Annotated in this window: 26 protein-coding genes and 1 tRNA gene; 18 read left to right on the forward strand and 9 right to left on the reverse strand. The window is 55.6% G+C overall.

Translation table 11 applies throughout. The annotated features are described in order from the left end of the window. The first annotated feature begins 27 nt into the window (after nucleotides 1-27). The 7 genes from pepP to D5066_RS20835 all read left to right on the forward strand — a co-directional run bounded on the left by pepP (nucleotide 28) and on the right by D5066_RS20835 (nucleotide 9,390). Nucleotides 28-1,341 carry a Xaa-Pro aminopeptidase gene (gene pepP / locus D5066_RS20805; protein WP_119917113.1) on the forward strand — a complete coding sequence of 438 codons (1,314 nt, stop codon included), beginning with the start codon at nucleotides 28-30 and terminating at the stop codon, nucleotides 1,339-1,341. Continuing rightward, nucleotides 1,338-2,516 carry a 2-octaprenyl-6-methoxyphenyl hydroxylase gene (ubiH, locus tag D5066_RS20810; protein ID WP_119917098.1) on the forward strand — a complete coding sequence of 393 codons (1,179 nt, stop codon included), beginning with the start codon at nucleotides 1,338-1,340 and terminating at the stop codon, nucleotides 2,514-2,516. The genes pepP and ubiH overlap by 4 nt, the downstream gene beginning before the upstream one ends. 12 nt (nucleotides 2,517-2,528) lie before the next feature. Next, nucleotides 2,529-3,731, forward strand: a complete 1,203-nt coding sequence (gene ubiI / locus D5066_RS20815) for an FAD-dependent 2-octaprenylphenol hydroxylase (protein WP_119917099.1) — start codon at nucleotides 2,529-2,531, stop codon at nucleotides 3,729-3,731. Nucleotides 3,732-4,128: 397 nt separating this feature from the next. Next, complete coding sequence (gene gcvT, locus D5066_RS20820) at nucleotides 4,129-5,223, forward strand: glycine cleavage system aminomethyltransferase GcvT (RefSeq protein WP_080330063.1); 1,095 nt, start codon at nucleotides 4,129-4,131, stop codon at nucleotides 5,221-5,223. A 23-nt stretch (nucleotides 5,224-5,246) separates the two neighbouring features. Further along, nucleotides 5,247-5,636, forward strand: coding sequence for a glycine cleavage system protein GcvH (gene gcvH / locus D5066_RS20825; RefSeq protein WP_014885143.1), 390 nt, complete (start codon nucleotides 5,247-5,249; stop codon nucleotides 5,634-5,636). 69 nt (nucleotides 5,637-5,705) lie between these two features. Then, nucleotides 5,706-8,579, forward strand: a complete 2,874-nt coding sequence (gcvP, locus tag D5066_RS20830; protein ID WP_119917100.1) for an aminomethyl-transferring glycine dehydrogenase — start codon at nucleotides 5,706-5,708, stop codon at nucleotides 8,577-8,579. A gap of 67 nt (nucleotides 8,580-8,646) precedes the next feature. Next, nucleotides 8,647-9,390 carry an SDR family oxidoreductase gene (locus D5066_RS20835; protein ID WP_119917101.1) on the forward strand — a complete coding sequence of 248 codons (744 nt, stop codon included), beginning with the start codon at nucleotides 8,647-8,649 and terminating at the stop codon, nucleotides 9,388-9,390. Between the two features lie 47 nt (nucleotides 9,391-9,437). Here D5066_RS20835 and bglA read toward each other — a convergent pair whose 3' ends face one another. Together bglA and D5066_RS20845 are read right to left on the reverse strand one after the other, a co-directional pair. After that, entirely contained in the window at nucleotides 9,438-10,871 is a 1,434-nt protein-coding gene (gene bglA, locus D5066_RS20840) for a 6-phospho-beta-glucosidase BglA (RefSeq protein WP_119917102.1), read from the reverse strand. Nucleotides 10,872-10,987: 116 nt separating this feature from the next. Next, a complete protein-coding gene (locus D5066_RS20845) occupies nucleotides 10,988-11,719 on the reverse strand; it encodes a MurR/RpiR family transcriptional regulator (protein ID WP_119917103.1) in 732 nt (243 codons plus the stop codon). 265 nt (nucleotides 11,720-11,984) lie between these two features. On the opposite strand from D5066_RS20845, the gene trhA reads away from it, so the two are divergent. Beyond that, nucleotides 11,985-12,644, forward strand: coding sequence for a PAQR family membrane homeostasis protein TrhA (gene trhA / locus D5066_RS20850; RefSeq protein ID WP_023331242.1), 660 nt, complete (start codon nucleotides 11,985-11,987; stop codon nucleotides 12,642-12,644). A 110-nt stretch (nucleotides 12,645-12,754) separates the two neighbouring features. On the opposite strand, the gene ygfZ is transcribed toward trhA, so the two are convergent. Next, complete coding sequence (ygfZ, locus tag D5066_RS20855) at nucleotides 12,755-13,735, reverse strand: tRNA-modifying protein YgfZ (protein WP_119917104.1); 981 nt, start codon at nucleotides 13,733-13,735, stop codon at nucleotides 12,755-12,757. Between the two features lie 294 nt (nucleotides 13,736-14,029). Here ygfZ and sdhE point away from each other — a divergent pair, with 294 nt between their 5' ends. Next, nucleotides 14,030-14,296: an FAD assembly factor SdhE gene (gene sdhE / locus D5066_RS20860; RefSeq protein ID WP_010435322.1), complete on the forward strand. Its 267-nt coding sequence runs from the start codon at nucleotides 14,030-14,032 to the stop codon at nucleotides 14,294-14,296. Beyond that, nucleotides 14,277-14,687 (forward strand): protein YgfX, encoded by a 411-nt coding sequence (locus D5066_RS20865; RefSeq protein ID WP_119917105.1) that lies wholly within the window; start codon nucleotides 14,277-14,279, stop codon nucleotides 14,685-14,687. Before sdhE ends, D5066_RS20865 begins: the two co-directional genes overlap by 20 nt. A 5-nt stretch (nucleotides 14,688-14,692) precedes the next feature. On the opposite strand, the gene fldB is transcribed toward D5066_RS20865, so the two are convergent. Continuing rightward, nucleotides 14,693-15,214: a flavodoxin FldB gene (gene fldB / locus D5066_RS20870; RefSeq protein ID WP_080330069.1), complete on the reverse strand. Its 522-nt coding sequence runs from the start codon at nucleotides 15,212-15,214 to the stop codon at nucleotides 14,693-14,695. Nucleotides 15,215-15,315: 101 nt separating this feature from the next. On the opposite strand from fldB, the gene xerD reads away from it, so the two are divergent. From xerD to lysS, 5 genes are all read left to right on the forward strand, one after another. Continuing rightward, entirely contained in the window at nucleotides 15,316-16,212 is an 897-nt protein-coding gene (gene xerD / locus D5066_RS20875) for a site-specific tyrosine recombinase XerD (RefSeq protein WP_080330070.1), read from the forward strand. A gap of 28 nt (nucleotides 16,213-16,240) precedes the next feature. Further along, nucleotides 16,241-16,954 (forward strand): bifunctional protein-disulfide isomerase/oxidoreductase DsbC, encoded by a 714-nt coding sequence (gene dsbC / locus D5066_RS20880; RefSeq protein WP_080330071.1) that lies wholly within the window; start codon nucleotides 16,241-16,243, stop codon nucleotides 16,952-16,954. Between the two features lie 5 nt (nucleotides 16,955-16,959). Continuing rightward, the gene (gene recJ, locus D5066_RS20885) at nucleotides 16,960-18,693 is read left to right on the forward strand and encodes a single-stranded-DNA-specific exonuclease RecJ (protein WP_119917106.1); all 1,734 of its coding nucleotides are present in this window, start codon (nucleotides 16,960-16,962) and stop codon (nucleotides 18,691-18,693) included. Between the two features lie 90 nt (nucleotides 18,694-18,783). Further along, nucleotides 18,784-19,882, forward strand: a protein-coding gene (gene prfB / locus D5066_RS20890; RefSeq protein ID WP_096151315.1) for a peptide chain release factor 2 whose coding sequence is annotated in 2 segments (ribosomal slippage) — nucleotides 18,784-18,858 and nucleotides 18,860-19,882 — 1,098 coding nt in all. Because the reading frame shifts where the segments join, the coding sequence is not laid out codon by codon here. A gap of 9 nt (nucleotides 19,883-19,891) precedes the next feature. Beyond that, nucleotides 19,892-21,409, forward strand: a complete 1,518-nt coding sequence (lysS, locus tag D5066_RS20895; protein ID WP_119917107.1) for a lysine--tRNA ligase — start codon at nucleotides 19,892-19,894, stop codon at nucleotides 21,407-21,409. Nucleotides 21,410-21,448: 39 nt separating this feature from the next. On the opposite strand, the gene idi is transcribed toward lysS, so the two are convergent. Beyond that, entirely contained in the window at nucleotides 21,449-21,991 is a 543-nt protein-coding gene (idi, locus tag D5066_RS20900) for an isopentenyl-diphosphate Delta-isomerase (protein ID WP_119917108.1), read from the reverse strand. Between the two features lie 162 nt (nucleotides 21,992-22,153). Here idi and actS point away from each other — a divergent pair, with 162 nt between their 5' ends. The 3 genes from actS (at nucleotide 22,154) to D5066_RS20915 (ending at nucleotide 24,427) form a co-directional block, all read left to right on the forward strand. Next, on the forward strand, nucleotides 22,154-22,897 hold the full coding sequence (gene actS / locus D5066_RS20905; RefSeq protein WP_119917109.1) for an amidase activator ActS: 744 nt from the start codon (nucleotides 22,154-22,156) through the stop codon (nucleotides 22,895-22,897). An 80-nt stretch (nucleotides 22,898-22,977) separates the two neighbouring features. Continuing rightward, nucleotides 22,978-23,051 (forward strand) — tRNA-Gly (locus tag D5066_RS20910). 692 nt (nucleotides 23,052-23,743) lie between these two features. Next, nucleotides 23,744-24,427, forward strand: a complete 684-nt coding sequence (locus tag D5066_RS20915; protein ID WP_119917110.1) for a hypothetical protein — start codon at nucleotides 23,744-23,746, stop codon at nucleotides 24,425-24,427. Nucleotides 24,428-24,859: 432 nt separating this feature from the next. On the opposite strand, the gene D5066_RS20920 is transcribed toward D5066_RS20915, so the two are convergent. From D5066_RS20920 to D5066_RS20935, 4 genes are all read right to left on the reverse strand, one after another. After that, nucleotides 24,860-25,168: a hypothetical protein gene (locus D5066_RS20920; protein WP_022649298.1), complete on the reverse strand. Its 309-nt coding sequence runs from the start codon at nucleotides 25,166-25,168 to the stop codon at nucleotides 24,860-24,862. Beyond that, complete coding sequence (locus D5066_RS20925) at nucleotides 25,150-25,347, reverse strand: hypothetical protein (protein WP_003838331.1); 198 nt, start codon at nucleotides 25,345-25,347, stop codon at nucleotides 25,150-25,152. The genes D5066_RS20920 and D5066_RS20925 overlap by 19 nt, the downstream gene beginning before the upstream one ends. 5 nt (nucleotides 25,348-25,352) lie before the next feature. Continuing rightward, a complete protein-coding gene (locus tag D5066_RS20930) occupies nucleotides 25,353-25,547 on the reverse strand; it encodes a hypothetical protein (protein ID WP_119917111.1) in 195 nt (64 codons plus the stop codon). A gap of 5 nt (nucleotides 25,548-25,552) precedes the next feature. After that, a partial coding sequence (locus D5066_RS20935) for a tyrosine-type recombinase/integrase (protein ID WP_165853362.1) occupies nucleotides 25,553-25,868 on the reverse strand: 316 nt, incomplete at its 5' end.

Consider the following 25,868-nt stretch of genomic DNA (forward strand, 5'->3'; position numbering starts at 1 on the left):
AATAACGCACAGGAGGGTGTCATGGTTATCTCGCATCAAGAGTATTCTCGTCGCCGTCAGGCGCTGTTGGCAAACATGCAGCCGGGCAGCGCGGCCCTGATTTTTGCCGCGCCGGAAGTGACGCGCAGCGCCGACAGCGAATACCCCTATCGCCAGAACAGCGATTTCTGGTACTTCACCGGGTTTAACGAGCCGGAAGCGGTACTTGTGCTGATTAAGAGCAATGACACCCACAACCACAGCGTGATTTTCAACCGCGTGCGCGATCTGACGGCTGAAATCTGGTTTGGCCGCCGCTTAGGGCAAGAGGCCGCACCGGAAAAGCTGGGCGTTGACCGCGCGCTGGCGTTTAGCGAAATCAACCAGCAGCTCTATCAGCTGCTGAATGGCCTGGACGTGCTCTACCACGCCCAGGGCGAATACGCCTACGCTGATGAGATTGTTTTCAACGCGCTGGATAAGCTGCGTAAAGGTTCTCGCCAGAACCTTTCCGCGCCCGCAACGCTCACGGACTGGCGTCCGGTGGTGCACGAGATGCGCCTGTTTAAGTCTGAAGAAGAGCTCAACGTGCTGCGCCGCGCGGGCGAAATCAGCGCCCTGGCGCACACCCGCGCGATGGAAAAATGCCGTCCCGGAATGTTCGAATACCAGCTTGAAGGCGAAATTCACCACGAATTTAACCGCCACGGCGCGCGCTTCCCGTCCTACAACACCATTGTTGGCGGCGGGGAAAACGGATGCATTCTGCACTACACCGAAAACGAAAGCGCGCTGCGCGACGGCGATTTGGTGCTGATTGACGCCGGTTGCGAATATCAGGGCTATGCGGGCGACATCACCCGTACCTTCCCGGTGAACGGTAAATTCTCACCGGCGCAGCGGGCGATTTATGACATTGTTCTCGAATCACTCGAGACGGCGCTGACGCTGTATCGCCCGGGTACCTCCATTCAGGAAGTGACCGGCGAGGTGGTGCGCATCATGATTACCGGGTTGGTTAAGCTTGGGATCCTCAAAGGGGATGTCGACACACTGATTACCGAGAACGCTCACCGCCCGTATTTTATGCACGGCCTGAGCCACTGGCTGGGGCTGGATGTGCATGACGTGGGCGCGTACGGCCCTGAACGTTCGCGCGTGCTGGAGCCGGGCATGGTGCTGACCGTCGAGCCGGGGCTGTACATCGCGCCGGATGCCGATGTGCCAGAAGAATACCGCGGAATTGGCATTCGTATTGAAGACGACATCGTCATCACCGAAACCGGCAACGAAAACCTGACCGCGAGCGTGGTAAAAAAAGCGGATGATATCGAGGCGCTGATGGCAGCGGCGCGCTTATGAGCGTGATCATCGTGGGCGGCGGCATGACCGGCGCCACGCTGGCGTTAGCCATCTCGCAGTTGACGAAGGGTCAGCTTCCGGTTCATCTGGTTGAAGCCGTCGCGCCGCAGGCGAAGCATCACCCTGGGTTTGATTCCCGCGCCATTGCCCTGGCGCAGGGCACCTGCCAGCAGCTGTCCCGGATTGGTATCTGGCAGGCCATCGCCGATTGCGCCACCGCCATTAATACCGTGCACGTGAGCGATCGCGGCCATGCCGGGTTTGTCACGCTGGATGCCCATGACTACCGTATTGCCGCGCTGGGCCAGGTTGTAGAACTCCACGATGTCGGCCTGCGCCTGTTCCGTCTGTTGCAGGACGCGCCAGGCGTGACGCTGCACTGTCCGGCACGCGTTGACAGCTTCACCCGCAGTGAAGATGCGGTCAGCGTGACGCTGGATAATGGTGTTGTTCTCGATGGCCAGCTTCTGGTTGCCGCGGACGGATCGCGCTCGGCGCTCGGCACCCAGTGTGGTGTAGAGTGGCGTCAGCAGCCTTACGGGCAGGTTGCGGTTATTGCGAACGTCTCGACCGCCGCGGAACACAATGGCCGGGCGTTTGAGCGCTTCACGCAGCACGGTCCGCTGGCGATGCTGCCGATGTCGGAAGGTCGTTGTTCGCTGGTCTGGTGCCACCCTCAGGATAAAGCCGAAGAGGTTAAGTCCTGGTCCGACGAACGTTTTTGTAACGAGCTGCAGAAAGCCTTTGGCTGGCGGCTCGGGCGTATTACCCAGGCGGGAAAACGTACGGTCTATCCGCTATCGTTAACCACCGCATCACAGTCTGTTTCCCACCGGGTGGCGCTGGTCGGCAACGCGGCGCAGACCCTTCACCCTATCGCAGGTCAGGGCTTTAACCTCGGCCTGCGGGATGTGATGAGCCTGGCTGAAACCCTTTCTCAGGCGTGGGGCGAACAAAAAGACTGCGGCGCTTATTCGGTGCTAAGCCATTACCAGAAGCGACGTCAGGCCGATAAAGAGGCGACAATCGGCGTCACCGATGGTTTGGTCCATCTGTTTGCCAATCGCTGGGCGCCGCTGGTTGCCGGTCGCAACCTCGGGCTGATGGCGATGGAACTGTTCATTCCGGCACGTGACGTGCTGGCGCAGCGGACCCTGGGTTGGGTCGCGCGTTAAGGAGTTATCACTGTGCAAAATGTTGATGTTGCTATCGTTGGCGGCGGAATGGTTGGGCTGGCGCTGGCCTGCGGTTTACAGGGCAGCGGCCTGCGCGTGACCGTGCTGGAGCAAAAGCAGCCTCAGCCCGTCGCACCTGATGCCCCGCCGGAACTCCGCGTGTCGGCGATTAACGCGGCCAGCGAAAAGCTGCTGACGCGTCTCGGCGTCTGGTCAGATATTATTGCCCAGCGTGCCAGCTGCTATCACGGCATGGAAGTGTGGGACAAAGACAGTTTTGGCCACATTGCCTTTGATGATGAAAGCATGGGCTACAGCCATCTTGGTCACATCATCGAAAACGCGGTGATCCACCACGCGCTGTGGCAGAAAGCAGAGCAGTGCAGCGACGTGACGCTGGTAGCACCTGCGCAGATCCAACAGGTGGCATGGGGCGAAAACGAGGCGTTTATCACTCTGCAAAGCGGTGACATGCTGACCGCGCGCCTGGTGGTGGGTGCCGACGGCGCTAACTCCTGGCTGCGCAACAAGGCCGATATTCCGCTAACGTACTGGGATTACCGCCATCATGCGATGGTGGCAACAATCCGTACCGAAGAGCCGCACGGCGGCGTGGCGCGGCAGATTTTCCACAACGACGGTATTCTGGCCTTCCTGCCGCTTGCCGATCCGCACCTGTGCTCGATTGTCTGGTCCCTGGTGCCGGAAAAAGCGAAGCAGATGCAGGAGGCGACGCCGGAGGCCTTTAACCAGGCGCTGTGCGTGGCGTTTGATAACCGTCTTGGCCTGTGCACGCTTGAAAGCGAGCGGCTGGTGTTCCCGTTAACCGGCCGTTACGCGCGTCAGTTTGCGGCGCACCGTCTGGCGCTGGTGGGCGATGCGGCCCATACCATTCATCCGCTGGCGGGGCAGGGCGTTAACCTCGGCTTTATGGACGCGGCGGAACTGGTGGAAGAACTGCGTCGCCTGCACCGTGAAGGTAAAGATATCGGTCAGCATCTGTATCTGCGTCGCTATGAGCGCAGCCGCAAGCACAGCGCGGCGATGATGCTGGCGGGGATGCAGGGCTTCCGCGAGCTGTTTGCCGGGGCAAATCCGGCGAAAAAACTGCTGCGCGATATCGGTCTTAAACTCGCAGACACCCTTCCCGGCGTCAAACCTCAACTTCTGCGTCAGGCAATGGGTCTTAACGATCTTCCCGACTGGTTACGCTAATCTCGATCCCCGTCACACTTTATTTTCCCGGCCTCTGCGCCGGGGGAATTCCCTCGTTTGAAATATTCTAATTCCACGCCATTTTTCGCATTAGTTTTTCTCATGTTATGATTTTTATGTGACGGAAATTCGGCCCGTTTTTCCGCACGAAATATCACCATGTGCTAAATCCTGTTAGATCATTGTTAATTTTGTGCGGGGTTAATCGCATTTTTCCAGTGAATAACTCTGTAGGCTTTTCAGCGTTTTTTGGTCATAAGCTAATGTGATGACCCGTTTTACCTTATGGTTAACCGCCGGTTTCGGTGGTAAGTTCAGGTAAAAGAGAACGTTTGCGTCGGCATTCGGGAACGAGGCCGATACCGGGTTTCACGGTGAATTTTTCAACGAGGACAAGATGGCTCAACAGACTCCTTTGTACGAACAGCACGTGTTATGCGGCGCCCGCATGGTGGACTTCCATGGCTGGATGATGCCGCTGCACTACGGCTCGCAGATTGATGAGCACCACGCGGTGCGCACCGATGCCGGTATGTTCGACGTGTCCCACATGACGATTGTCGATCTGCGCGGTAGCCGCACCCGGGAGTTTTTGCGTTATCTGCTGGCAAATGACGTCGCCAAACTGAAGACCCCGGGTAAAGCGCTCTATACCGGCATGCTGAATGCCTCGGGCGGCGTGATTGATGACCTTATCGTCTACTACTTCACCGAAGATTTCTTCCGCCTCGTTGTAAACTCCGCCACCCGCGAAAAAGACCTCTCCTGGATCACCCAACACGCCGAACCTTATGCCATCGACATCACCGTCCGTGACGATCTGTCGCTGATCGCCGTGCAGGGGCCGAACGCGCAGGCGAAAGCCGCGTCTCTGTTTAACGACGAGCAGCGTAAAGCAACCGAAGGCATGAAGCCGTTCTTCGGCGTGCAGGCGGGCGATCTGTTTATCGCCACCACCGGCTACACCGGGGAAGCGGGCTACGAAATTGCGATGCCGAACGAGAAAGCCGCCGATTTCTGGCGTGCGCTGGTGGAAGCGGGCGTGAAGCCTGCGGGTCTGGGCGCACGCGATACGCTGCGTCTGGAAGCCGGGATGAACCTCTACGGTCAGGAGATGGATGAAGGCGTCTCTCCGCTGGCGGCCAACATGGGCTGGACCATCGCGTGGGAACCGGCTGACCGTGATTTCATTGGCCGTGAAGCGCTGGAGATGCAGCGTGAGAAGGGCACTGAACAACTGGTTGGTCTGGTAATGAAGGAAAAAGGCGTGCTGCGCGGCGAACTGCCAGTGCGTTTTACCGATGCCGACGGCAATCCTCGCGAAGGCGTGATCACCAGCGGGTCCTTCTCCCCGACGCTGGGCTACAGTATTGCACTGGCACGCGTGCCGGCGGGCATTGGCGACACGGCGGTGGTACAAATCCGCAACCGCGAAATGCCGGTCCACGTGACCAAACCGATTTTTGTTCGCGCCGGTAAGCCGGTCGCCTAACTATTTTTATCAGGAGAACTTCAATGAGCAATGTGCCAGCAGAACTGAAATACAGCAAAGAACACGAGTGGCTGCGCAAAGAGGCGGACGGCACTTATACCGTTGGGATCACCGAGCACGCGCAAGAGCTGCTGGGCGACATGGTGTTTGTTGACCTGCCTGAAGTGGGCGCAACCGTCAGCGCGGGCGATGACTGCGCCGTGGCGGAGTCCGTGAAAGCGGCGTCTGATATCTACGCACCGGTAAGCGGCGAGATTGTTGCCGTGAACGACGCGCTGAGCGACTCCCCGGAACTGGTTAACAGCGAGCCGTATGAAGGCGGCTGGATCTTCAAGATCAAAGCCAGCGACGAATCTCAGGTTGCCGCGCTGCTGGATGCGACCGCGTACGAAGCACTGTTAGAAGACGAGTAAGCATTCTCCCTCTCCCCTTTGGGGAGAGGGAGAAAACACATTCACTGCACGTTTCAGGAACCATCGCTCATGACACAGACTTTAAGCCAGCTTGAAAACCGTGGCGCCTTCATTGAACGTCACATTGGGCCGGATGCTCAGCAACAGCAGGAGATGCTGAAGACGGTTGGCGCGGATTCATTAAACGCACTGATCGGCCAGATTGTGCCAAAAGATATCCAGCTTGCCACGCCGCCTCAGGTGGGGGAAGCCACCACGGAGTTCGCCGCGCTGGCGGAGCTGAAGGCTATCGCAGGCCTGAACAAGCGCTATAAGTCTTACATTGGCATGGGCTACACCAACGTGCAGCTGCCGCCGGTTATCCTGCGCAATATGCTGGAAAACCCGGGCTGGTACACCGCTTACACCCCTTATCAGCCAGAAGTGTCCCAGGGCCGTCTGGAAGCGCTGCTGAACTTCCAGCAGGTGACGCTGGATCTGACCGGTATGGACATTGCCTCCGCGTCTCTGCTGGATGAAGCGACCGCCGCCGCCGAAGCGATGGCGATGGCAAAACGCGTGAGCAAGCTGAAAAATGCCAACCGCTTCTTCGTGGCGGCAGACGTGCATCCGCAGACGCTGGACGTGGTGCGCACCCGCGCGGAAACCTTCGGCTTTGACGTGATCGTCGACGACGCCGACAAAGTGCTGGATCACCAGGACGTCTTCGGCGTGCTGCTGCAGCAGGTGGGCACCACCGGTGAAGTACACGACTACGGCGCGCTGATTGCCGAGCTGAAATCCCGCAAAGTGGTTGTCAGCGTTGCCGCCGATTTTATGGCGCTGGTGCTGCTGACCGCGCCGGGCAAACAGGGCGCGGATATTGTATTCGGCTCCGCGCAACGCTTTGGCGTGCCGATGGGCTACGGCGGCCCGCACGCGGCGTTCTTCGGCGCGAAAGATGAATTCAAACGCTCCATGCCAGGCCGTATCATCGGCGTCTCAAAAGATGCTGCCGGTAACACCGCGCTGCGCATGGCGATGCAGACCCGCGAGCAGCATATCCGCCGTGAGAAAGCGAACTCCAACATCTGTACTTCCCAGGTCCTGCTGGCAAACATCGCCAGCCTGTATGCAGTATTCCACGGTCCGGCTGGCCTGAAGCGCATTGCCAGCCGCATTCACCGCCTGGCCGATATTCTGGCCTGCGGCCTGCAGCAGAAAGGCCTCAAGCTGCGCCACGCCCACTACTTCGATACCCTGTGCGTGGAAGTGGCAGACAAAGCGGCCGTGCTGGCGCGCGCGGATGCAGCAGAAATCAACCTGCGCAGCGACATCCACAATGCGGTCGGCATTACGCTGGATGAAAGCACCACCCGTGACGATATCCTGAATCTGTTCAGCGTGTTGCTGGGCGACGGACACGGTCTGGACATTGATACGCTCGACAAAGAGGTCGCGCTCGACAGCCGCTCTATTCAGGAAAGCATGCTGCGCAATGACGCGATCCTGACTCACCCGGTGTTCAACCGCTATCACAGCGAAACCGAGATGATGCGCTATATGCACTCTCTGGAGCGCAAAGATCTGGCGCTGAACCAGGCGATGATCCCGCTGGGATCCTGCACCATGAAGCTGAACGCCGCGGCAGAGATGATCCCGATCACATGGCCTGAATTCTCCGAGCTGCACCCGTTCTGCCCGCCAGAGCAGGCGGAAGGTTATCACATGATGATCAACCAGCTTTCCGACTGGCTGGTGAAGCTGACCGGTTACGACGCGCTCTGTATGCAGCCGAACTCCGGCGCGCAGGGTGAATACGCGGGCCTGCTGGCGATCCGTCACTATCACGAAAGCCGCAACGAAGGTCACCGCGATATCTGCCTGATCCCAAGCTCCGCCCACGGTACCAACCCGGCCTCAGCCCAGATGGCGGGCATGGAAGTGGTGGTCGTGGCCTGCGATAAGAACGGCAACATCGATCTGGCCGACCTGCGTGCGAAAGCCGAGCAGGCGGGCGACAAGCTCTCCTGCATCATGGTGACCTACCCGTCCACCCACGGCGTGTACGAAGAGACCATCCGTGAAGTGTGCGAAGTGGTGCACCAGTTTGGCGGTCAGGTTTACCTCGACGGCGCGAACATGAACGCTCAGGTGGGCATTACCTCTCCGGGCTTTATCGGCGCGGACGTGTCGCACCTGAACCTGCACAAAACCTTCTGCATTCCGCACGGTGGTGGCGGCCCGGGCATGGGTCCTATCGGCGTGAAAGCGCACCTGGCACCGTTTGTGCCGGGCCACAGCGTGGTGCAGATTGAAGGCATGCTGACCCGTCAGGGCGCGGTCTCTGCGGCCCCGTTCGGTAGCGCATCAATCCTGCCTATCAGCTGGATGTACATCCGCATGATGGGCGCGGAAGGGCTGAAGCAGGCGAGCCAGGTGGCTATCCTGAACGCTAACTATATTGCGACTCGCCTGAAGTCCGCCTTCCCAGTGCTCTATACCGGCCGTGACGGTCGCGTGGCGCACGAGTGCATTCTGGATATTCGTCCGCTGAAAGAAGCGACGGGCATCAGCGAACTGGATATTGCCAAGCGTCTGATCGACTACGGCTTCCACGCGCCAACCATGTCGTTCCCGGTTGCGGGCACGCTGATGGTGGAGCCAACCGAGTCTGAAAGCAAAGCCGAGCTGGACCGCTTTATCGACGCGATGCTGGCCATCCGCATGGAGATCGATCGCGTGCAGGACGGCGAGTGGACGCTGGAAGATAACCCGCTGGTTAACGCCCCGCACACCCAGCATGAGATGGTGTCCGAATGGAACCACGGTTATTCCCGCGAACTGGCCGTCTTCCCGGCAGGTGTGGCAAACAAATACTGGCCGACCGTGAAGCGTCTTGATGACGTGTACGGCGACCGTAACCTGTTCTGCTCCTGCGTGCCGATGAGCGAATACCAGTAATTATTTGCCATACTGTAGGCCGGGTAAGCGTTAGCGCCACCCGGCTTTTTTTTTCTGGAGGTTGTGAATGGCAATTGCACTGGTCACCGGCGCCAGCCGCGGCATTGGGAAAGCCACCGCGCTGCAGTTGGCACACGAAGGCTACACCGTGGCGGTGAACTATCACCACAACATTAAAGCCGCGACGGACGTCATCAATCAGATCGTTGAGGCAGGTGGTAAAGCGTTTGCCGTGCGCGCGGACATCAGCGACGAAGCGCAGGTACTGGCGATGTTCGACAGCATCGATCGTGAAGGCGAGCCGCTTCGTGCGCTGGTCAATAATGCGGGCATTCTGTTTGAGCAATCCACCATTGAGAATCTGTCCGCAGAGCGCATTAACCGCGTGCTGGCGACCAACGTCACGGGCTACTTTCTCTGCTGTCGTGAGGCGGTGAAACGCATGTCCATCAAGCATGGCGGCAAGGGCGGGGCGATTGTGAATGTCTCTTCCGCGGCGTCGCGTTTGGGCGCGCCGGGAGAATATGTCGATTACGCTGCTTCTAAAGGCGCGGTAGATTCCCTGACCACCGGGCTATCGCTGGAGGTGGCGGCGCAGGGTATTCGCGTGAACTGCGTGCGGCCTGGGCTGATTTATACCGATATTCACGCGTCCGGCGGAGAGCCGGGGCGGGTGGATCGCGTGAAATCGTTGCTGCCGATGCAGCGCGGCGGCCAGCCGGAAGAGGTGGCGCAGGCGATTGTCTGGCTGCTGAGCGAGAAGGCGTCTTACGTGACGGGCAGTTTTTTAGAGTTGGCTGGCGGGAAATAAACCCCTCACCCTAACCCTCTCCCCAAAGGGGAGAGGGGATCACGGCGTTAAAGTTTCTCGCCGTTGCTGGCAATCACCTCTTTATACCATTCGAAGCTTTTCTTACGGGAGCGGGACATGTCGCCCGTGCCGTCGTCGTGCTTGTTGACGTAGATAAAGCCGTAGCGCTTGCTGTACTGGCCGGTGGTGAACGACACGCAGTCGATGCAGCCCCACGGCGTATAGCCCATCAGATCCACGCCATCGTGCGTGACGGCTTTGATCATCTCTTCCACGTGGGCACGCAGGTAGTCGATGCGATAGTCATCGTTGATGCTGCCGTCTTCTTCCACCTTATCGTAGGCGCCAAAGCCGTTTTCCACGATAAACAGCGGCTTCTGATAACGCTCGTAAAGCTCGCACAAGGAATAACGCAGGCCCACCGGGTCAATCTGCCAGCCCCAGTCGGACGCCTTCACGTGCGGGTTCGGCACGCTGCCTTCGAAGCCGGAGATGGCGTCACCGGTGCCGCCTTCCGCCTTCACCGCGTTGGTCATGTAGTAACTAAAGCCTAAGTAATCGCAGGTGCCTTCACGCAGGATCTGCTCGTCGCCCGTCTCCATTTTGATGGAGAAGCCGCGGCGCTCCCACTCGTTCAGTACGTAGGACGGGTAGTAACCACGCAGCTGGACGTCGGTAAAGACATAGCGCTCACGCATAGATTCCTGGGCGAACATCACGTCTTCCGGCTTGCAGGAGAACGGATAGAGCGCCACCATCGCCAGCATGCAGCCGACTTTCATCTCCGGGTTGATACGTCGCGCGGCTTTCACTGCCAGGGCGCTGGCCACAAACTGGTGGTGCAGCACCTGGTACATGGTCTCTTCCGGGTTTTCATGTTCGGTATAGACCACGCCCGAGCAGCAGTAGCCGAACAGCGGGGCGCGCCAGTTGCGTTGGTTGTTGATTTCGTTGAAGGTCATCCAGTATTTGACCTTGTGCTTGTAGCGCTCAAACACCACTTCCGCGAAGCGTACAAAGAAATCGACTACTTTGCGGTTGGTCCAGCTGCCGTACTCCTGCACCAGGTGCAGCGGCATTTCGAAGTGGGAGAGGGTGATCACCGGCTCGATGTTGTACTTCAGCAGCTCATCGAACATGTCGTCATAGAACTTCAGCCCTTCTTCGTTTGGCTGCGTTTCATCACCTTTCGGGAAGATGCGCGTCCAGGCGATAGAGGTGCGGAAACACTTGAAGCCCATCTCGGCAAACAGCTTAATGTCTTCTTTGTAGTGGCCGTGGAAGTCGATGGCCTCGTGGTTTGGGTAGTATTTACCCGGCACCACCTCCTGCGTGATTTCGCGCGGCACGCCGTGTGCGCCGCCGGTCAAGACGTCGCAAATGCTTGGCCCTTTGCCGCCTTTGTTCCAGCCGCCTTCAACCTGGTGAGCGGCAACCGCGCCGCCCCATAAAAAATCTTTGGGTAAGGTTAATTTTTTCATCGCTGCTATTCTCAATAAATGGCTTACTGGCAACGAGTCTAGCAAAGCGAAATTGAATGTCACGATATAACAATTTGCGAAAAATGTAATTTGTCACATCGAAAAAACAGGGTGTTTTATTCCGTCAGTTTCTTCGCCAGCTTGCGTCCGAGAGATTCCAGAATATAGATGACGGGAATTTGCGTGGTGATATCGTAGACACCACCAATTCGCGTCTGGGGAACGTGCCAGGAGAGATTAAAGTCCGCCAGTTTTGCCAGGCGCGAGTGTTCGTGGCTGGTAATAGAGAGCACCTTGCAGTGATGCAGGCTGAACTGGCTGGCGAAGCGCAGGATCTCCTCAGTTTCACCCGAGACGGAGAGCACAATCGCCAGCGCATTTTTCGCCATATCATTGGTGACCGGGAAATAAGGATCATCAATATGATTACTGAATTTACCAATATTCGAAAAGAAACGTGCACCATATTTCGCCAGTGAGCCTGACGTTCCCGCCCCGACAAATATAATGCGCTCTGAAGAGAGAATGATATTTACCGCGTCATTTAATAGCGCATCGAACTCTTCGTTATTCACGCTTTTAAAGAAGCTGATAATTTCGCTTGCACCGAAATTCGTCTGCTGGGGCTCGTTCTGCTCAAGATAGAGCTTAAAGCGCACGCGAAATTCAGAATACCCTTCGCAGTTGAGCTTGCGGCAAAAGCGCAGGATGGTGGTGGTTGAGACGCCAGCCGCATCCGCCAGCTCGCGGATGGTCATGTACATCACTTTGTCACGATTTTTAATGACATAGTTATAGACCATCATTTCCAGATTATTGAGACTGGCAATGGCGGAGTGGGTGAACATACTCACAGTGGCAAAACTCTCATTCAGACCTCATTTATCCATCATACCATGCAGCCAGGCGGCAGGATCCAATTTTATGCCCTTGATTCTTAATGATTAAATTTTTACGTGAACAATTGTTAGGTGAAAGGTTTGTATATATCTATGATTTTTAGGTATAAATTTTGAAATGAATTTATTTTAGCTAACAGGTGTTCACTGGAATCATTCTCAGTTAGCATAGATATGCGATGAATAATCATCTTACGTTTTCCCGGAGTTTTGTATGGCGAGCAGACCATTAATCGCACAGGGATATTCGCTGGCTGAGGAAGTAGCCAACAGCATCAGCCACGGCATTGGCCTGGTGTTTGGGATTGTCGGTTTAGTGTTATTGCTGGTACAGGCGGTGGATACCAATGCCAGCGCGATGGCAATTACCAGCTATAGCCTTTATGGCGGAAGCATGATCCTGCTGTTCCTGGCATCGACGCTCTATCACGCGATTCCACATCAGCGGGCTAAGATATGGCTCAAGAAATTTGACCACTGCGCAATCTATCTGCTTATTGCAGGCACCTACACCCCGTTTTTGCTGGTGGGGCTCAATTCCCCCCTGTCGCGTGGCCTGATGATTGTTATTTGGAGCCTGGCGCTGCTGGGGATCCTGTTTAAGCTGACCATCGCGCACCGGTTTAAGGTGCTGTCGCTGGTCACCTATCTGACCATGGGCTGGCTGTCGCTGATTGTGGTGTATCAGCTGGCGATTAAGCTGGCAGTAGGGGGCGTTACGCTGCTGGCTGTGGGCGGTGTGGTCTACTCGCTGGGCGTCATTTTCTACGTCTGCAAGCGCATCCCATACAACCATGCCATCTGGCACGGCTTTGTGCTGGGCGGCAGCGTGTGCCACTTTTTGGCGATTTATTTGTACGTGGGGCAGGTGTAGTTTTTTCTACCGTGCGGGCGGTTGCCCTCACCCCGGTCCTCTTCCATAGGGAGAGGGAGGACACCAAAACCGTAGGCCCGGTAAGCGCAGCGTCACCGGGCGATACAGCATCACTCATCCAGTGAATACGGCAGCGGCTCAATACTCAATGTATTGGCATCGTCACGTACACGGAATACGCTGTCGGCTTCCATATCGTTGTTCATGACAACCTGCACCAGCAGGCGGCCATCATCAAGCTGTACGGCGGCTAACACGGTGCCGGTGCGGCGCCAGTTCTCACCCATCTTCAGTTCCAGGTCTTCACCCGCTTCCGGTACACGGCTGGCATGGCCCGCCAGCGTCCACAGCGCGCGTTTGTTTGCCCCGCGGAATTTTGCACGCGCTACCATCTCCTGGCCGGTGTAGCAGCCTTTTTTGAAGCTGATCCCGCCCAGCGCCTGCAGGTTAGTTGCCTGGGGAATAAACTGCGCGCTGTTGGCCGCGTCAATCACCGGCAGGCCCGCTTCGATGTTCAGCGCCAGCCATTGCTGACTGTTGTTGAGCTGCGCTTCGCCGCGCAGTGCCTCGGTGACCCGTTCCGCCGTTGCGACATCGGTGACTAACAGGAAGCGCTCTGCCGGATGTTCAAACCACAGGATGGAGGTTGCGTCCTCGCTGACCACCTGTTTTTCCGCATCCGGTAGCGCAGCAAACAGATTTTGCAGCGCCGCACGCGCCTGGAAGCCCGCCACGCCCAGCAGAACATGTTCGTCGTCCGGGGCGATGGTGACTTTGGAAAAGACCGCGTATTTTTTCAGCTCTTTGAGCTGCGCATCGCGCAGGCTGCGGCGCTCAATAAATGCAAAACCGTCCTGACGGCGGAGGAGACGCAGGTTGCTCCACATTTTGCCTTTAGGATCGCAGTGCGCGGCCAGCAGATGCTGGTGTTCAGTCAACTGTGCAACATCCGCAGTCACCTGACCCTGCAGGTATTTTTCGGCGTCGGCGCCGGAGAGGGTTGCCAGCGCCCAGTCATCAAGAGAAATAAGCGTCAGCGGCAGACGCGCAGAGGCGGCGGGCTGGCGAGGAGAAAATGGTGTAAATGCCATAACGGTATCCTGAATTGCTTAACGCTTTGATAATGCCTAATGGTAAAAGAGCCTGCAGGCATTGCAAGCGCTTTCAGCAGACCATTTGTGCCATAAACCGGTTATGCGTAGCGCTACGCAAAATAGTGTAATCCGCTGTCTTTGTAGGGATTATTCTGGAAGCCAGCTCGTCGATCGCAATATTCCAGTAATGAAACGGTCAAAAACACGTTACACTAGCTGGTGTCCCCATAGAGAAATTAAGAACAGAGAACGGGGTACCGACTGTGCCAAACGTAATGCAGGAACCTGAACATGGATATTAACAACAAGGCCCGAATTCACTGGGCATGCCGTCGCGGCATGCGTGAACTTGATATTTCCATCATGCCTTTCTTCGAATATGAATACGACAGCTTAAGCGATGATGATAAGCGTCTGTTTGTTCGTCTGCTTGAGTCTGATGATCCAGATTTATTCAACTGGCTGATGAACCACGGCAAACCCGCCGACACCGAGTTGCAACGGATGGTGCAATTAATTCAAACACGGAATCGGGAACGTGGTCCTGTGGCAATCTGATCTTCGCGTCTCGTGGCGCTCGCAGTGGATGTCTTTGTTGCTCCACGGCCTGGTTGCGGCCATCGTGCTACTGATGCCATGGCCGCTCAGCTATACGCCGCTGTGGCTGCTGTTACTTTCGTTTGTTGTTTTTGACAGCGTACGCAGCCAGCGTCGCATTAACGCGCGTCAGGGCGAGATCAAGCTGCTGATGGATTCCCGCCTGCGCTGGCAGGGAAAAGAGTGGGATATTCTCGGTGTGCCCTGGATGCTTAACACCGGCATGATGCTACGGTTACGCAAAGTGGGGGGCGGACGTTGCCAACACCTGTGGCTGGCGGCGGACAGTATGGACGCGTCTGAATGGCGAGATCTGCGCCGGATGTTGCTGCAACAGCCGACGCAGGAGTAGGGGCGTTAGCTAAATTTTTCTGCCATTTCGCCGAGGATCTGCTCGCACCAGGTTTGCAGGCGCTCATCGCTGAGATCGTACTGATTGGTTTCATCCAGCGCGAGCCCGACAAACAGCTCGCCGTCGGCAATAATCGGTTTTTGACTGGTGAACTCATACCCTTCGGTTGGCCAGTAGCCGATAAACGTCACCCCTTTCGGCACCAGCTTGTCGTGCAGCATGCCGAGTGCGTCCAGGAACCATTCTCCGTAGCCTAACTGGTCTCCCATGCCGTACATCGCAATAATTTTGCCGTCGAGATTCACGGAATCGAGCTGATCCCAGATGGCTTCCCAGTCTTCCTGTATCTCACCAAAATCCCAGGTTGGAATGCCGAGGATAAGCACGTCGTACTGCTCCATCAGCGCGACCGCATCATCTTTCAGGTTATGCAACGTCACCAGTTCCGGGCCAATGATGTCGCGAATTTTCTCTGCCGCCATTTCGGTGTAGCAGGTGCTGGAACCATAGAACAGACCAATATTCATCGCGTAACTATCTCAATTCATGCTTTGTCTTTGCGCGTAGTGTACCAGAAACCGGCCGCAATCAGGCATAATGGCCTGACTGCAGAATCAAAGGGGCTGATGTGGAAAAGGATCTCGCACTCGTTGAACAGTTTCTCGACGCACTGTGGCTGGAGAAGAATCTGGCTGAGAATACGCTCAGTGCCTATCGGCGCGATCTCACCATGCTGGTGGAGTGGCTGGCGCGTCGGGAGTTATCGCTTGCGAGCGCGCAAAGCGACGACCTGCAGGCGCTGCTCGCTGAGCGTGTAGAAGGGGGGTACAAAGCCACCAGTTCTGCACGTTTGCTCAGCGCCATGCGTCGGCTTTTCCAGCACCTTTACCGTGAGAAACTTCGCGAAGACGATCCCAGCGCGCTGCTGGCGTCCCCGAAACTCCCGCAGCGGCTGCCGAAAGATCTCAGCGAAGCACAAGTTGAGAGATTATTACAGTCACCGGCTGTTGACCTGCCGCTGGAGTTACGCGATAAAGCCATGCTTGAGCTATTGTATGCTACCGGCTTGCGCGTTTCGGAACTGGTTGGCCTGACGATGAGCGACATCAGCCTGCGTCAGGGCGTGGTGCGCGTCATCGGTAAAGGCAATAAGGAAAGGCTGGTTCCGCTGGGAGAAGAGGCGGTTTATTGGCTGGAAACGTACCTTGAGCACGGCCGCCCCTGGCTGCTCAATGGCGCGTCTGTCGACGTTCTGTTTCCGAGCCAGCGCGCGCAGCAGATGACGCGACAAACCTTCTGGCATCGCATCAAGCATTACGCCACACTGGCGGGTATCGACAGTGAAAAGCTTTCGCCGCACGTATTGCGTCACGCCTTCGCGACGCATCTGTTAAACCACGGCGCAGATTTACGCGTGGTGCAGATGCTGCTGGGACACAGCGATCTTTCAACGACGCAAATTTACACCCACGTCGCGACGGAACGCCTGCGGCAGCTACACCAACAGCACCACCCTCGTGCGTGAGTGCCGACAAATTGTAACAGGATCAATTATGAAAAAGTCTTTCGCGCTGTTCACCCTGCTGGCAGCCTCATTTACCGGTTTCGCCCATGCGGATGACGCCGCCATCAAACAGTCCCTGGCTAAGCTTGGCGTTACCAGCAGCGACATCCAGCCTGCGCCGGTCGCCGGTATGAAAACGGTGCTGACGAACAGCGGCGTGCTGTACGTCACCGAAGACGGCAAACACTTCATTCAGGGGCCGCTGTACGACGTGAGCGGCGCGCAGCCGGTGAACGTCACCAACCAGCTGCTGATGAAAAACCTGAACGCGCTCGAAAAAGAGATGATTGTCTATAAAGCGGCGCAGGAAAAACACGTGATTACCGTCTTCACCGACATCACCTGTGGCTACTGTCACAAGCTGCACGAAGAGATGAAAGACTACAACGCGCTGGGCATTACCGTGCGCTATCTTGCCTTCCCGCGCGCAGGCGTGCAGAGCAAGCCAGAGCAGGATATGAAAGCGATCTGGTGTGCCAAAGACCGCAACAAAGCGTTTGATGACGCGATGAACGGTAAAGACGTTAAGCCTGCCTCCTGCGACATCGACATTGCTAACCACTACGCGTTGGGCGTGCAGTTTGGCGTGAGCGGTACGCCAGCGATTGTGCTGAGCAATGGCTATGTGGTGCCGGGCTATCAGGGGCCGAAAGAGATGAAAGAGTTCCTCGACGCGCACCAGAAACAATTTGGTGGTAAATAATTCGCGTGAAAGCCCCCATCAAATTGCGCCGCCGCGAGGCGGTTGAACACGTTGATTTGCCGGACGATCTCCCGGCGCTCCTGAAGCGCCTCTACGCCAGCCGCGGCGTGCGTCGCGCGGAGGATCTTGAGCGCAGCGTGAAAGGGATGCTGCCCTGGCAGCAGCTGAGCGGTATCGAAAAAGCTACCGAAATGCTCTACAACGCGCTTCGTGAGGGAACGCGCATTGTGGTGGTTGGCGATTTCGACGCCGACGGCGCAACCAGCACCGCGCTGAGCGTGCTCAGCCTGCGCGCGCTGGGCTGCGATAACGTCACCTATCTGGTGCCGAACCGCTTTGAAGACGGCTACGGTCTCAGCCCGGAGGTGGTCGATCAGGCCCACGCCCGCGGTGCGCAGATGATCATGACCGTCGATAACGGGATCTCTTCCCATGCGGGCGTCGATCATGCTCACGCTTTAGGGATCCCGGTGCTGGTCACCGATCATCACCTGCCCGGCGAAACGCTGCCGGATGCAGAAGCGATTATTAATCCCAACCTGCGCGACTGCGATTTCCCGTCGAAATCCCTCGCTGGCGTGGGCGTGGCGTTTTATCTGATGCTGGCGTTGCGTACCCTGTTACGCGATAAGGGCTGGTTCGAGTCCCGCGGGATTGCCGTGCCAAACCTGGCCGAATACCTCGACCTGGTGGCGCTGGGCACCGTGGCGGACGTGGTACCTCTTGATGCCAATAACCGTATTTTGACCTGGCAGGGCTTAAGCCGTATTCGCGCGGGCAAGTGCCGTCCCGGAATTAAGGCGCTGCTGGAGATTGCCAACCGCGATCCGCTTAAGCTTGCGGCAAGTGACTTAGGCTTTGCCCTCGGGCCGCGTCTTAACGCTGCCGGAAGGCTGGACGATATGTCCGTCGGCGTGGCGTTGCTGCTGTGCGACAACATCGGCGAAGCGCGCGTGCTGGCGAACGAACTGGACGCCCTGAACCAGACCCGTAAAGAGATTGAGCAGGGGATGCAGGCCGAAGCGCTGACCCTGTGCGAAAAACTTGAGCGCAGCGGCGATACGCTGCCGGGCGGGCTGGCGATGTACCATCCTGAGTGGCATCAGGGCGTGGTCGGCATTCTGGCGTCGCGCATTAAAGAGCGCTTCCACCGCCCGGTGATCGCGTTTGCGCCTGCGGGCGACGGCACGCTGAAAGGCTCTGGCCGTTCGATTCAGGGGCTGCACATGCGCGATGCACTGGAGCGTCTGGATACGCTTTATCCGGGTCTGATGATCAAGTTCGGCGGCCACGCGATGGCAGCAGGCCTGTCGCTGGAAGAGGCAAAGTTCGACGAGTTCCAGCGCCTGTTTGGCGAGCTGGTCACCGAGTGGATTGACCCGGCGCTGCTGCAAGGCGAAGTGGTCTCTGACGGTGAGCTGTCTGTCTCCGAAATGACGATGGAGGTCGCGCAGATGCTGCGCGATGCCGGTCCATGGGGGCAGATGTTCCCGGAACCGCTGTTCGACGGGCGATTCCGTCTGCTGCAGCAGCGTATCGTTGGCGAACGCCACCTGAAAGTGATGGTCGAGCCCGTGGGCGGCGGACCGCTGCTGGACGGCATCGCCTTCAACGTTGACACCTCCATCTGGCCGGACAACGGCGTGCGTGAGGTTGAGCTGGCGTACAAACTGGATATCAACGAGTTTCGCGGTAACCGCACCCTTCAGATCATCATCGACAATATCTGGCCAATTTAGCGGCAGTAATCTCTATAAAAAAGGGCGTGGATTCGGTACAATCCCGCTCTTATCACCGCATTTTGACAAGTCCATAAAAGAAAACAGACCATGTTTGAAATTAATCCGGTAAAAAACCGTATTCAGGACCTCACGGAGCGCTCTGACGTTCTTAGGGGGTATCTTTGACTACGATGCCAAGAAAGAGCGTCTTGAAGAAGTAAACGCCGAGCTGGAACAGCCGGACGTCTGGAACGAACCTGAACGCGCACAGGCGCTGGGTAAAGAGCGTTCCTCTCTCGAAGCTATCGTAGATACGCTGGATCAAATGGCCCAGGGGCTGGAAGATGTTTCCGGTTTGCTGGAGCTGGCCGTCGAAGCCGACGACGAAGAAACCTTTAACGAAGCCGTGGCAGAACTCGACGTGCTGGAAGAGAAGCTGGCGCAGCTGGAATTCCGCCGTATGTTCTCCGGTGAATACGACAGCGCTGACTGCTATCTCGATATTCAGGCAGGTTCTGGCGGTACTGAAGCGCAGGACTGGGCCAGCATGCTGACGCGTATGTATCTGCGTTGGGCGGAAGCGCGCGGCTTTAAAACCGAAATTATCGAAGAGTCTGAAGGTGAAGTTGCGGGTCTGAAATCCGTGACCATCAAAATTATTGGCGATTACGCCTACGGCTGGCTGCGTACCGAGACTGGCGTTCATCGCCTGGTGCGTAAGAGCCCGTTCGACTCCGGTGGCCGTCGTCATACCTCCTTTAGTTCCGCGTTTGTGTACCCGGAAGTTGACGAAGATATTGATATCGAAATTAACCCGGCGGACCTGCGTATCGACGTTTACCGCGCATCCGGCGCGGGTGGTCAGCACGTTAACCGTACGGAATCTGCGGTGCGTATTACCCACATTCCAACCGGGCTGGTAACACAGTGCCAGAACGACCGTTCCCAGCATAAGAACAAAGACCAGGCCATGAAGCAGATGAAAGCGAAGCTTTATGAGCTGGAGATGCAGAAGAAAAATGCTGAGAAACAGGCGATGGAAGACAACAAGTCTGACATCGGTTGGGGCAGCCAGATCCGTTCTTACGTCCTTGATGACTCCCGCATCAAAGACCTGCGTACCGGGGTTGAAACCCGCAACACGCAGGCGGTGCTGGACGGCAGCCTGGACCAATTTATCGAAGCAAGTTTGAAAGCAGGGTTATGAGGAACCAACATGTCTGAACAACAAGCACAGGGCGCTGACGCGGTAGTCGATCTTAACAACGAACTGAAAACCCGCCGCGAGAAGCTGGCAGCGCTGCGCGAGCAGGGCGTGCCGTTCCCGAACGATTTTCGTCGTGACCACACCTCAGACCAACTGCACGCTGACTTCGACGGTAAAGAGAACGAAGAGCTTGAAGCGCTGAACATCGAAGTGGCTGTTGCAGGCCGCATGATGACCCGTCGTATCATGGGTAAAGCCTCCTTCGTGACCTTGCAGGACGTGGGCGGCCGTATTCAGCTGTACGTTTCCCGTGACGATCTGCCGGAAGGCATCTACAACGAGCAGTTCAAGAAGTGGGATCTGGGCGATATCCTGGGCGCGAAAGGTAAACTGTTCAAAACCAAAACCGGTGAACTGTCTATCCACTGCACCGAGCTGCGTTTGCTGACCAAAGCCCTGCGCCCGCTGCCGGACAAGTTCCACGGCCTGCAGGATCAGGAAGCGCGCTACCGTCAGCGTTATCTGGATCTCATCTCTAACGATGAATCCCGCAAGACCTTCAAAATTCGCTCCCAGATCATGGCCGGTATCCGCCAGTTCATGGTGAACCGCGACTTTATGGAAGTGGAAACCCCGATGATGCAGGTGATCCCTGGCGGCGCGTCTGCGCGTCCGTTCATCACCCATCACAACGCCCTGGACCTGGACATGTACCTGCGTATCGCGCCGGAACTGTACCTGAAGCGTCTGGTGGTCGGTGGTTTCGACCGCGTGTTCGAAATCAACCGTAACTTCCGTAACGAAGGTATCTCCGTTCGTCATAACCCAGAGTTCACCATGATGGAACTCTATATGGCGTATGCGGATTACAAAGATCTGATCGAGCTGACCGAATCCCTGTTCCGCAGCCTGGCGCAGGACATTCTTGGCACCACGCAGGTCCCTTACGGTGAAGAAGTCTTCGACTTCGGCAAGCCGTTCGAAAAACTGACCATGCGCGAAGCGATCAAGAAATACCGTCCAGAAACCAACATGGCGGATCTGGATAATTTCGATTCTGCGAAAGCCATCGCTGAAAGCATCGGCATCAAGGTTGAGAAGAGCTGGGGTCTGGGCCGTATTGTGACCGAGATCTTCGAAGAAGTGGCGGAAGCACATCTGATTCAGCCGACCTTCATCACCGAATACCCGGCGGAAGTATCTCCGCTGGCGCGTCGTAATGACGAGAACCCGGAAATCACCGACCGTTTCGAATTCTTCATCGGCGGCCGTGAAATCGGCAACGGCTTTAGCGAGCTGAACGATGCGGAAGACCAGGCGCAGCGTTTCCAGGATCAGGTTGACGCGAAAGCGGCAGGCGACGACGAAGCGATGTTCTTCGACGAAGACTACGTGACCGCGCTGGAACACGGCCTGCCACCAACGGCGGGTCTGGGTATCGGCATCGACCGTATGGTGATGCTGTTCACCAACAGCCACACCATTCGTGACGTGATCCTGTTCCCGGCGATGCGTCCGGTGAAGTAAGGCGTAAAGAAGCTAAAAAAAGCCCCGAAAGGGGCTTTTTTATTGCGTGGCGAATGCTCTCAGCGCATCTCGCGCGACCGTTGCTTCCTGCACCATCCACGGGCTAAAGCTCCATGGTGCGGCGTCCAGCGCGCGGAATAATGATTCCAGCGTGACCCACTCAAATTCCATGACTTCATCGTGATTAATACGCAGGTCGCTGGTGACCCGTGCCGCGAAGACCGGGCAAATCTCGTTTTCCACAATCCCGGAAGGATCCGTTTCGCGATAGCGGAATTCTGAGGCGACAGGCGTAATCGCGGTAATTTCTGCACCAATCTCATCGCGGCAGCGACGGATAATTGCCTCTTCCGTTCGTTCACCAGATTGGGGGTGACCGCAGACAGAATTCGTCCAGACGCCCGGCCAGGCTTTTTTACTTAGTGCGCGTCGGGTTACCAGACACTCGCCTTCGGCGTTAAACAGCCAGGATGAGAACGCCAGATGCAGCGGGGTTTGGGCAGTATGCGCGGCGTATTTTTCCTGAGTGCCAATCACCATTCCCTGGTCATTAACCAAAATAACGTGTTCTTGAATACTCATTCATGCTCCAGTGCCAACGATGCGGATGGTTCTGCACCATCAGCGGCAACATTATACTGGATTCTGATATGAACGGTTTATCTCGCGGAGCTTAAAAGGGCTGACCCATATCCGTTCGGGCTGGTATTATAGTGCGCCATTCACGCTGACCGAGGATCTGTTTTGTTTGCAGGAAGCCTGACGAGAAAACCCATTATCGCCATCTTTTGCCTGACGCTGACGCTACTCCTGGTCGGCTGTTCCGGGAGCAAATCGTCGGATATGGGTAGCTATTCCGGTTCGGTTTATACCGTTAAGCGCGGGGACACGCTGTATCGGATTTCGCGTGCAACGGGAACCAGCGTGAAGGATCTGGCGCGCCTGAATAACATCTCTCCGCCGTACACCATTGAGGTTGGGCAAAAACTGAAGGTGAATGGCAGTTCGTCCTCGGGTAAAAAATCCTCATCGAAAGGCAAAACCGCCAAAGTGACGCCGTCTTACGCGGTACCGCAGTCTTCATGGCCACCGGTTGGCCAGCGCTGCTGGATCTGGCCTGCCAGCGGGAAAGTGGTGCTGCCGTACTCCCTGTCTGAGGGCGGTAACAAAGGCATCGATATTGCTGCCGCGCGCGGTACGCCGGTTTATGCCTCCGGGGCAGGGAAGGTGGTTTACGTCGGTAACCAGCTACGCGGCTACGGTAACCTGATCATGATTAAGCACGGGGAAGATTACATCACCGCCTATGCACATAACGACACGATGCTGGTCAACAACGGGCAGAACGTGAAGGCGGGGCAGAAGATTGCCACCATGGGCAGCACCGGTACGGATTCGGTGAAGCTGCACTTCCAGATCCGCTATAAGGCGACGGCCATCGATCCGCAGCGCTATCTTCCTGCGCCCGGCAGCAAACCGAAGTGCTAAGTGATTATTTAATCGCCGGTTAGTTGCGAAGAGGCTTGTATGAAGGTGTGTAAGGTCTATAATGCCTTACGCACCTCAAAGCGGGCGTAGTTCAATGGTAGAACGAGAGCTTCCCAAGCTCTATACGAGGGTTCGATTCCCTTCGCCCGCTCCAGAATCTCCCCAGGTGGAACCGTTCGGAAAATCTCCGGTTCTTTCAGCATGTTACGCAGTAGTGCTTACTAACATGCTTAGGCGTTCTACCATAGTTCACTACTTTGACACTTGTCACGAATGGTTACTCGGTGAAATGAGAGTGTAGCCAATCGTCGGCGGTGGTTTCAAGTTCTTACCGCGATAGCCCAACAATGAACGCAAAGCCTACACCAGGCAGCGACGGATCGCACTTCTCATAACCTTACAGTGAAGCGCATTTTTTGCCGATGCTCCCATATGCCACACGTCGCTGATGACGTTGCAGGGAATAAACAGGTTTTATGGTGGTTATGGTACTTGCACACCACATGCAAGCTCTGCCAGCGGTTCGGCCTCGCTCCCTTTGGGTACATGGTCATCCTGATAAACTTCACTGTCTGACATATCCCTGATGTTGTCGCCTAACGGCTCCGCGCGTTGTCTTACCACCAACGGGCTTATTGGCTGCTATTGCATTTTATTTCTTAGGTGGTATTGTGAGCTTAGGCACCCGCCTAAGTTTTGGACAGCTTAAAAAAGGTAGCAGTACCGCACACATTCTTTTAAACCTTCTTCAAAGTGTCGGATCTGGCAAATGGTTGAGGGTAACAAAATGTCCAATACCAAACCTTAAATGATTGCCAAGAGATCTGATGCGCGGAGTGGTTTATCATGAACGCTGCTATCCAATCTATCTGCTATAACATTTCTCAACACCCTGAAATTCGTAACACACCCTTGAAACGTTCCCACCTTCACGAGGTGATTTCTGCTCTCTTAGGCTATGCCAGCTATGCGGCAATGGTTGAAGAAGACAAGAAGCCACAGCTTGAATATAGCCTTTCTGAGGCAGATTATATTGTTCTGAATTTGCCTCAAGGCCTGGAAAGAGCGCTGAAGTTTGGCGTATCTGATGATGCCTTTCGTATCTTTATCTCAGAATTAAAGTCTGGCTTGTCTGCGAAGGTATCCGAATCAGTGGATGATTTCTATGATGACCATATTCGGGAAATCCTTGAGGAAGAGATATACCAAGAAGCGTTAGACTCTGGGGAGATGGCCGAGAGTAACGCTGACTTCGAATCCCCTCCCGATATGGATTACAACCTTACATTCAGTGGTGATCTCTGGACTTCAGTTGATGAATGGTCAATTGCAGATACTGGTACGCTCTCAGGCGAATACGATCCTGAAGGTGATCGTATGTACAACGGGCATTTGCTTAACGTCCAAGGTAAGTTAACGTTTGCAAAAGCAGGGCGTTCAGGACTTATTTTTTTAGAAGATTATACCGAGTGCTCTACAGCGCGTGATTATTCTTGGTTGGACGATGAACCATTGGAGATGGACGACTGAATTTAGTCTTTAGGTAATGTTGGCTTCGTTCGTTAAGTCAGCAAAAAAGGGGGCATTGCGCCCCCTTGATTATTTCAAAGCCCGTATGTAATCAAGCAAGGCTTTCAGTTGGCTACCTTTCATCGCAGGAACACGAATACGCATATCAGCCTTTCCTGTACTGGCGTACCTGCTTTCCCCTTGCAGTAATCGAAGGCTCATTGTTATGATCTGATGGTCCGACATTACTAACTCTCCGTGGTGGTTTGTTGTTTGTCGGATCGCTGTGTGGGATGTTCTCAGCATCCTGCACAGCACTATTAACAGCATTGCGTAAATTTCTCGGTAACAGATGACGCTGTATCGTCGTCCCTGCAAACTTCACTACCTGCGTATAAACGCACACCGTAGCACCACACCAGATAAAGCTGGTGATTAGCTCTTCTTCCTTTTTCAATACTCATCTCCGAGAATTGCACCTAAGAAAAATTCTGTTTGCTCTTCGCTGCCTTTGACGCTGTAACACTCGATAGCCTTTCTCATTTCGCTTTCGTCCGTGTTACCAGCCAGCCATTCTATCAGGCTTTCTAAATACTCCTCCGCTCTGTTCACGTCGTGATCTTCTGGTAACACCTTGATTGCATCTGCCATGAAACAGGCTTCTACGTGGTCGTAATGAAACAGCAGGGCAAGAATACTTTCTTGTTGCCATTGTTCAGGCGTTTTCAATCCGTAACTGTTAGTCATTTGATACTCACCCATTTACGATCCTCGTTCGGTGTTGCTTGTTGAATTGCATCTTTCAACACCTGTTCAAAGTTCACGCCGTGCTCCTGGCTTCTCTGCCACATGTCCAAAAATGCTACGGCGAATTTCAATTCTTCTTCGCTCTCAATAGGGCTGAAAGCGGTTGTGTGTTCGTTCATCTCTATAATCTCCATACTCATTACTCCTCTTCAAAGGTCATTGTGTAGCGGCATTGCTGCGACGGTCTGGTCGTCACTGTCTCTGTATAATTGGCGTTGCTATAAACGCAAATCCGCGCGTTGTCTGTTTCCTGTTCGTCACTAAGAACAAGGGTTATTTGTCCGGCATTTGCCAGGGCTGGTAATAATGACAGCACCAGTAAGCTGTTTTTCATCGGTATCACTCCCAAATGTTTGCAAGGGCAGCGCCCACGCTTTTAACGTCAATCTTCAAATAGTTCATGGTGACTTTAGGATCTGAATGGTTCAGCGCTTTCATTGCTAAAGCCAAATTCCCGTTAGACTTCTCCCACACCTGTGTGGCAGAAAACTTGCGAAAAGAATGGCATCCTACTGTTCCTTTGATCCCGACATTCTCCGCAGCCTGTTTGATCTCACGGTTCACTTGTTCACGGCTGACAGGGGCTTTTCCTGATGCACGATTGCTGTGTGACGTGAAAACATATTCGTCTTTCGGGAATGCCTGGCGGCGACGT

This window comes from Enterobacter chuandaensis (genome assembly GCF_003594915.1).
Lineage (GTDB): Bacteria > Pseudomonadota > Gammaproteobacteria > Enterobacterales > Enterobacteriaceae > Enterobacter > Enterobacter chuandaensis.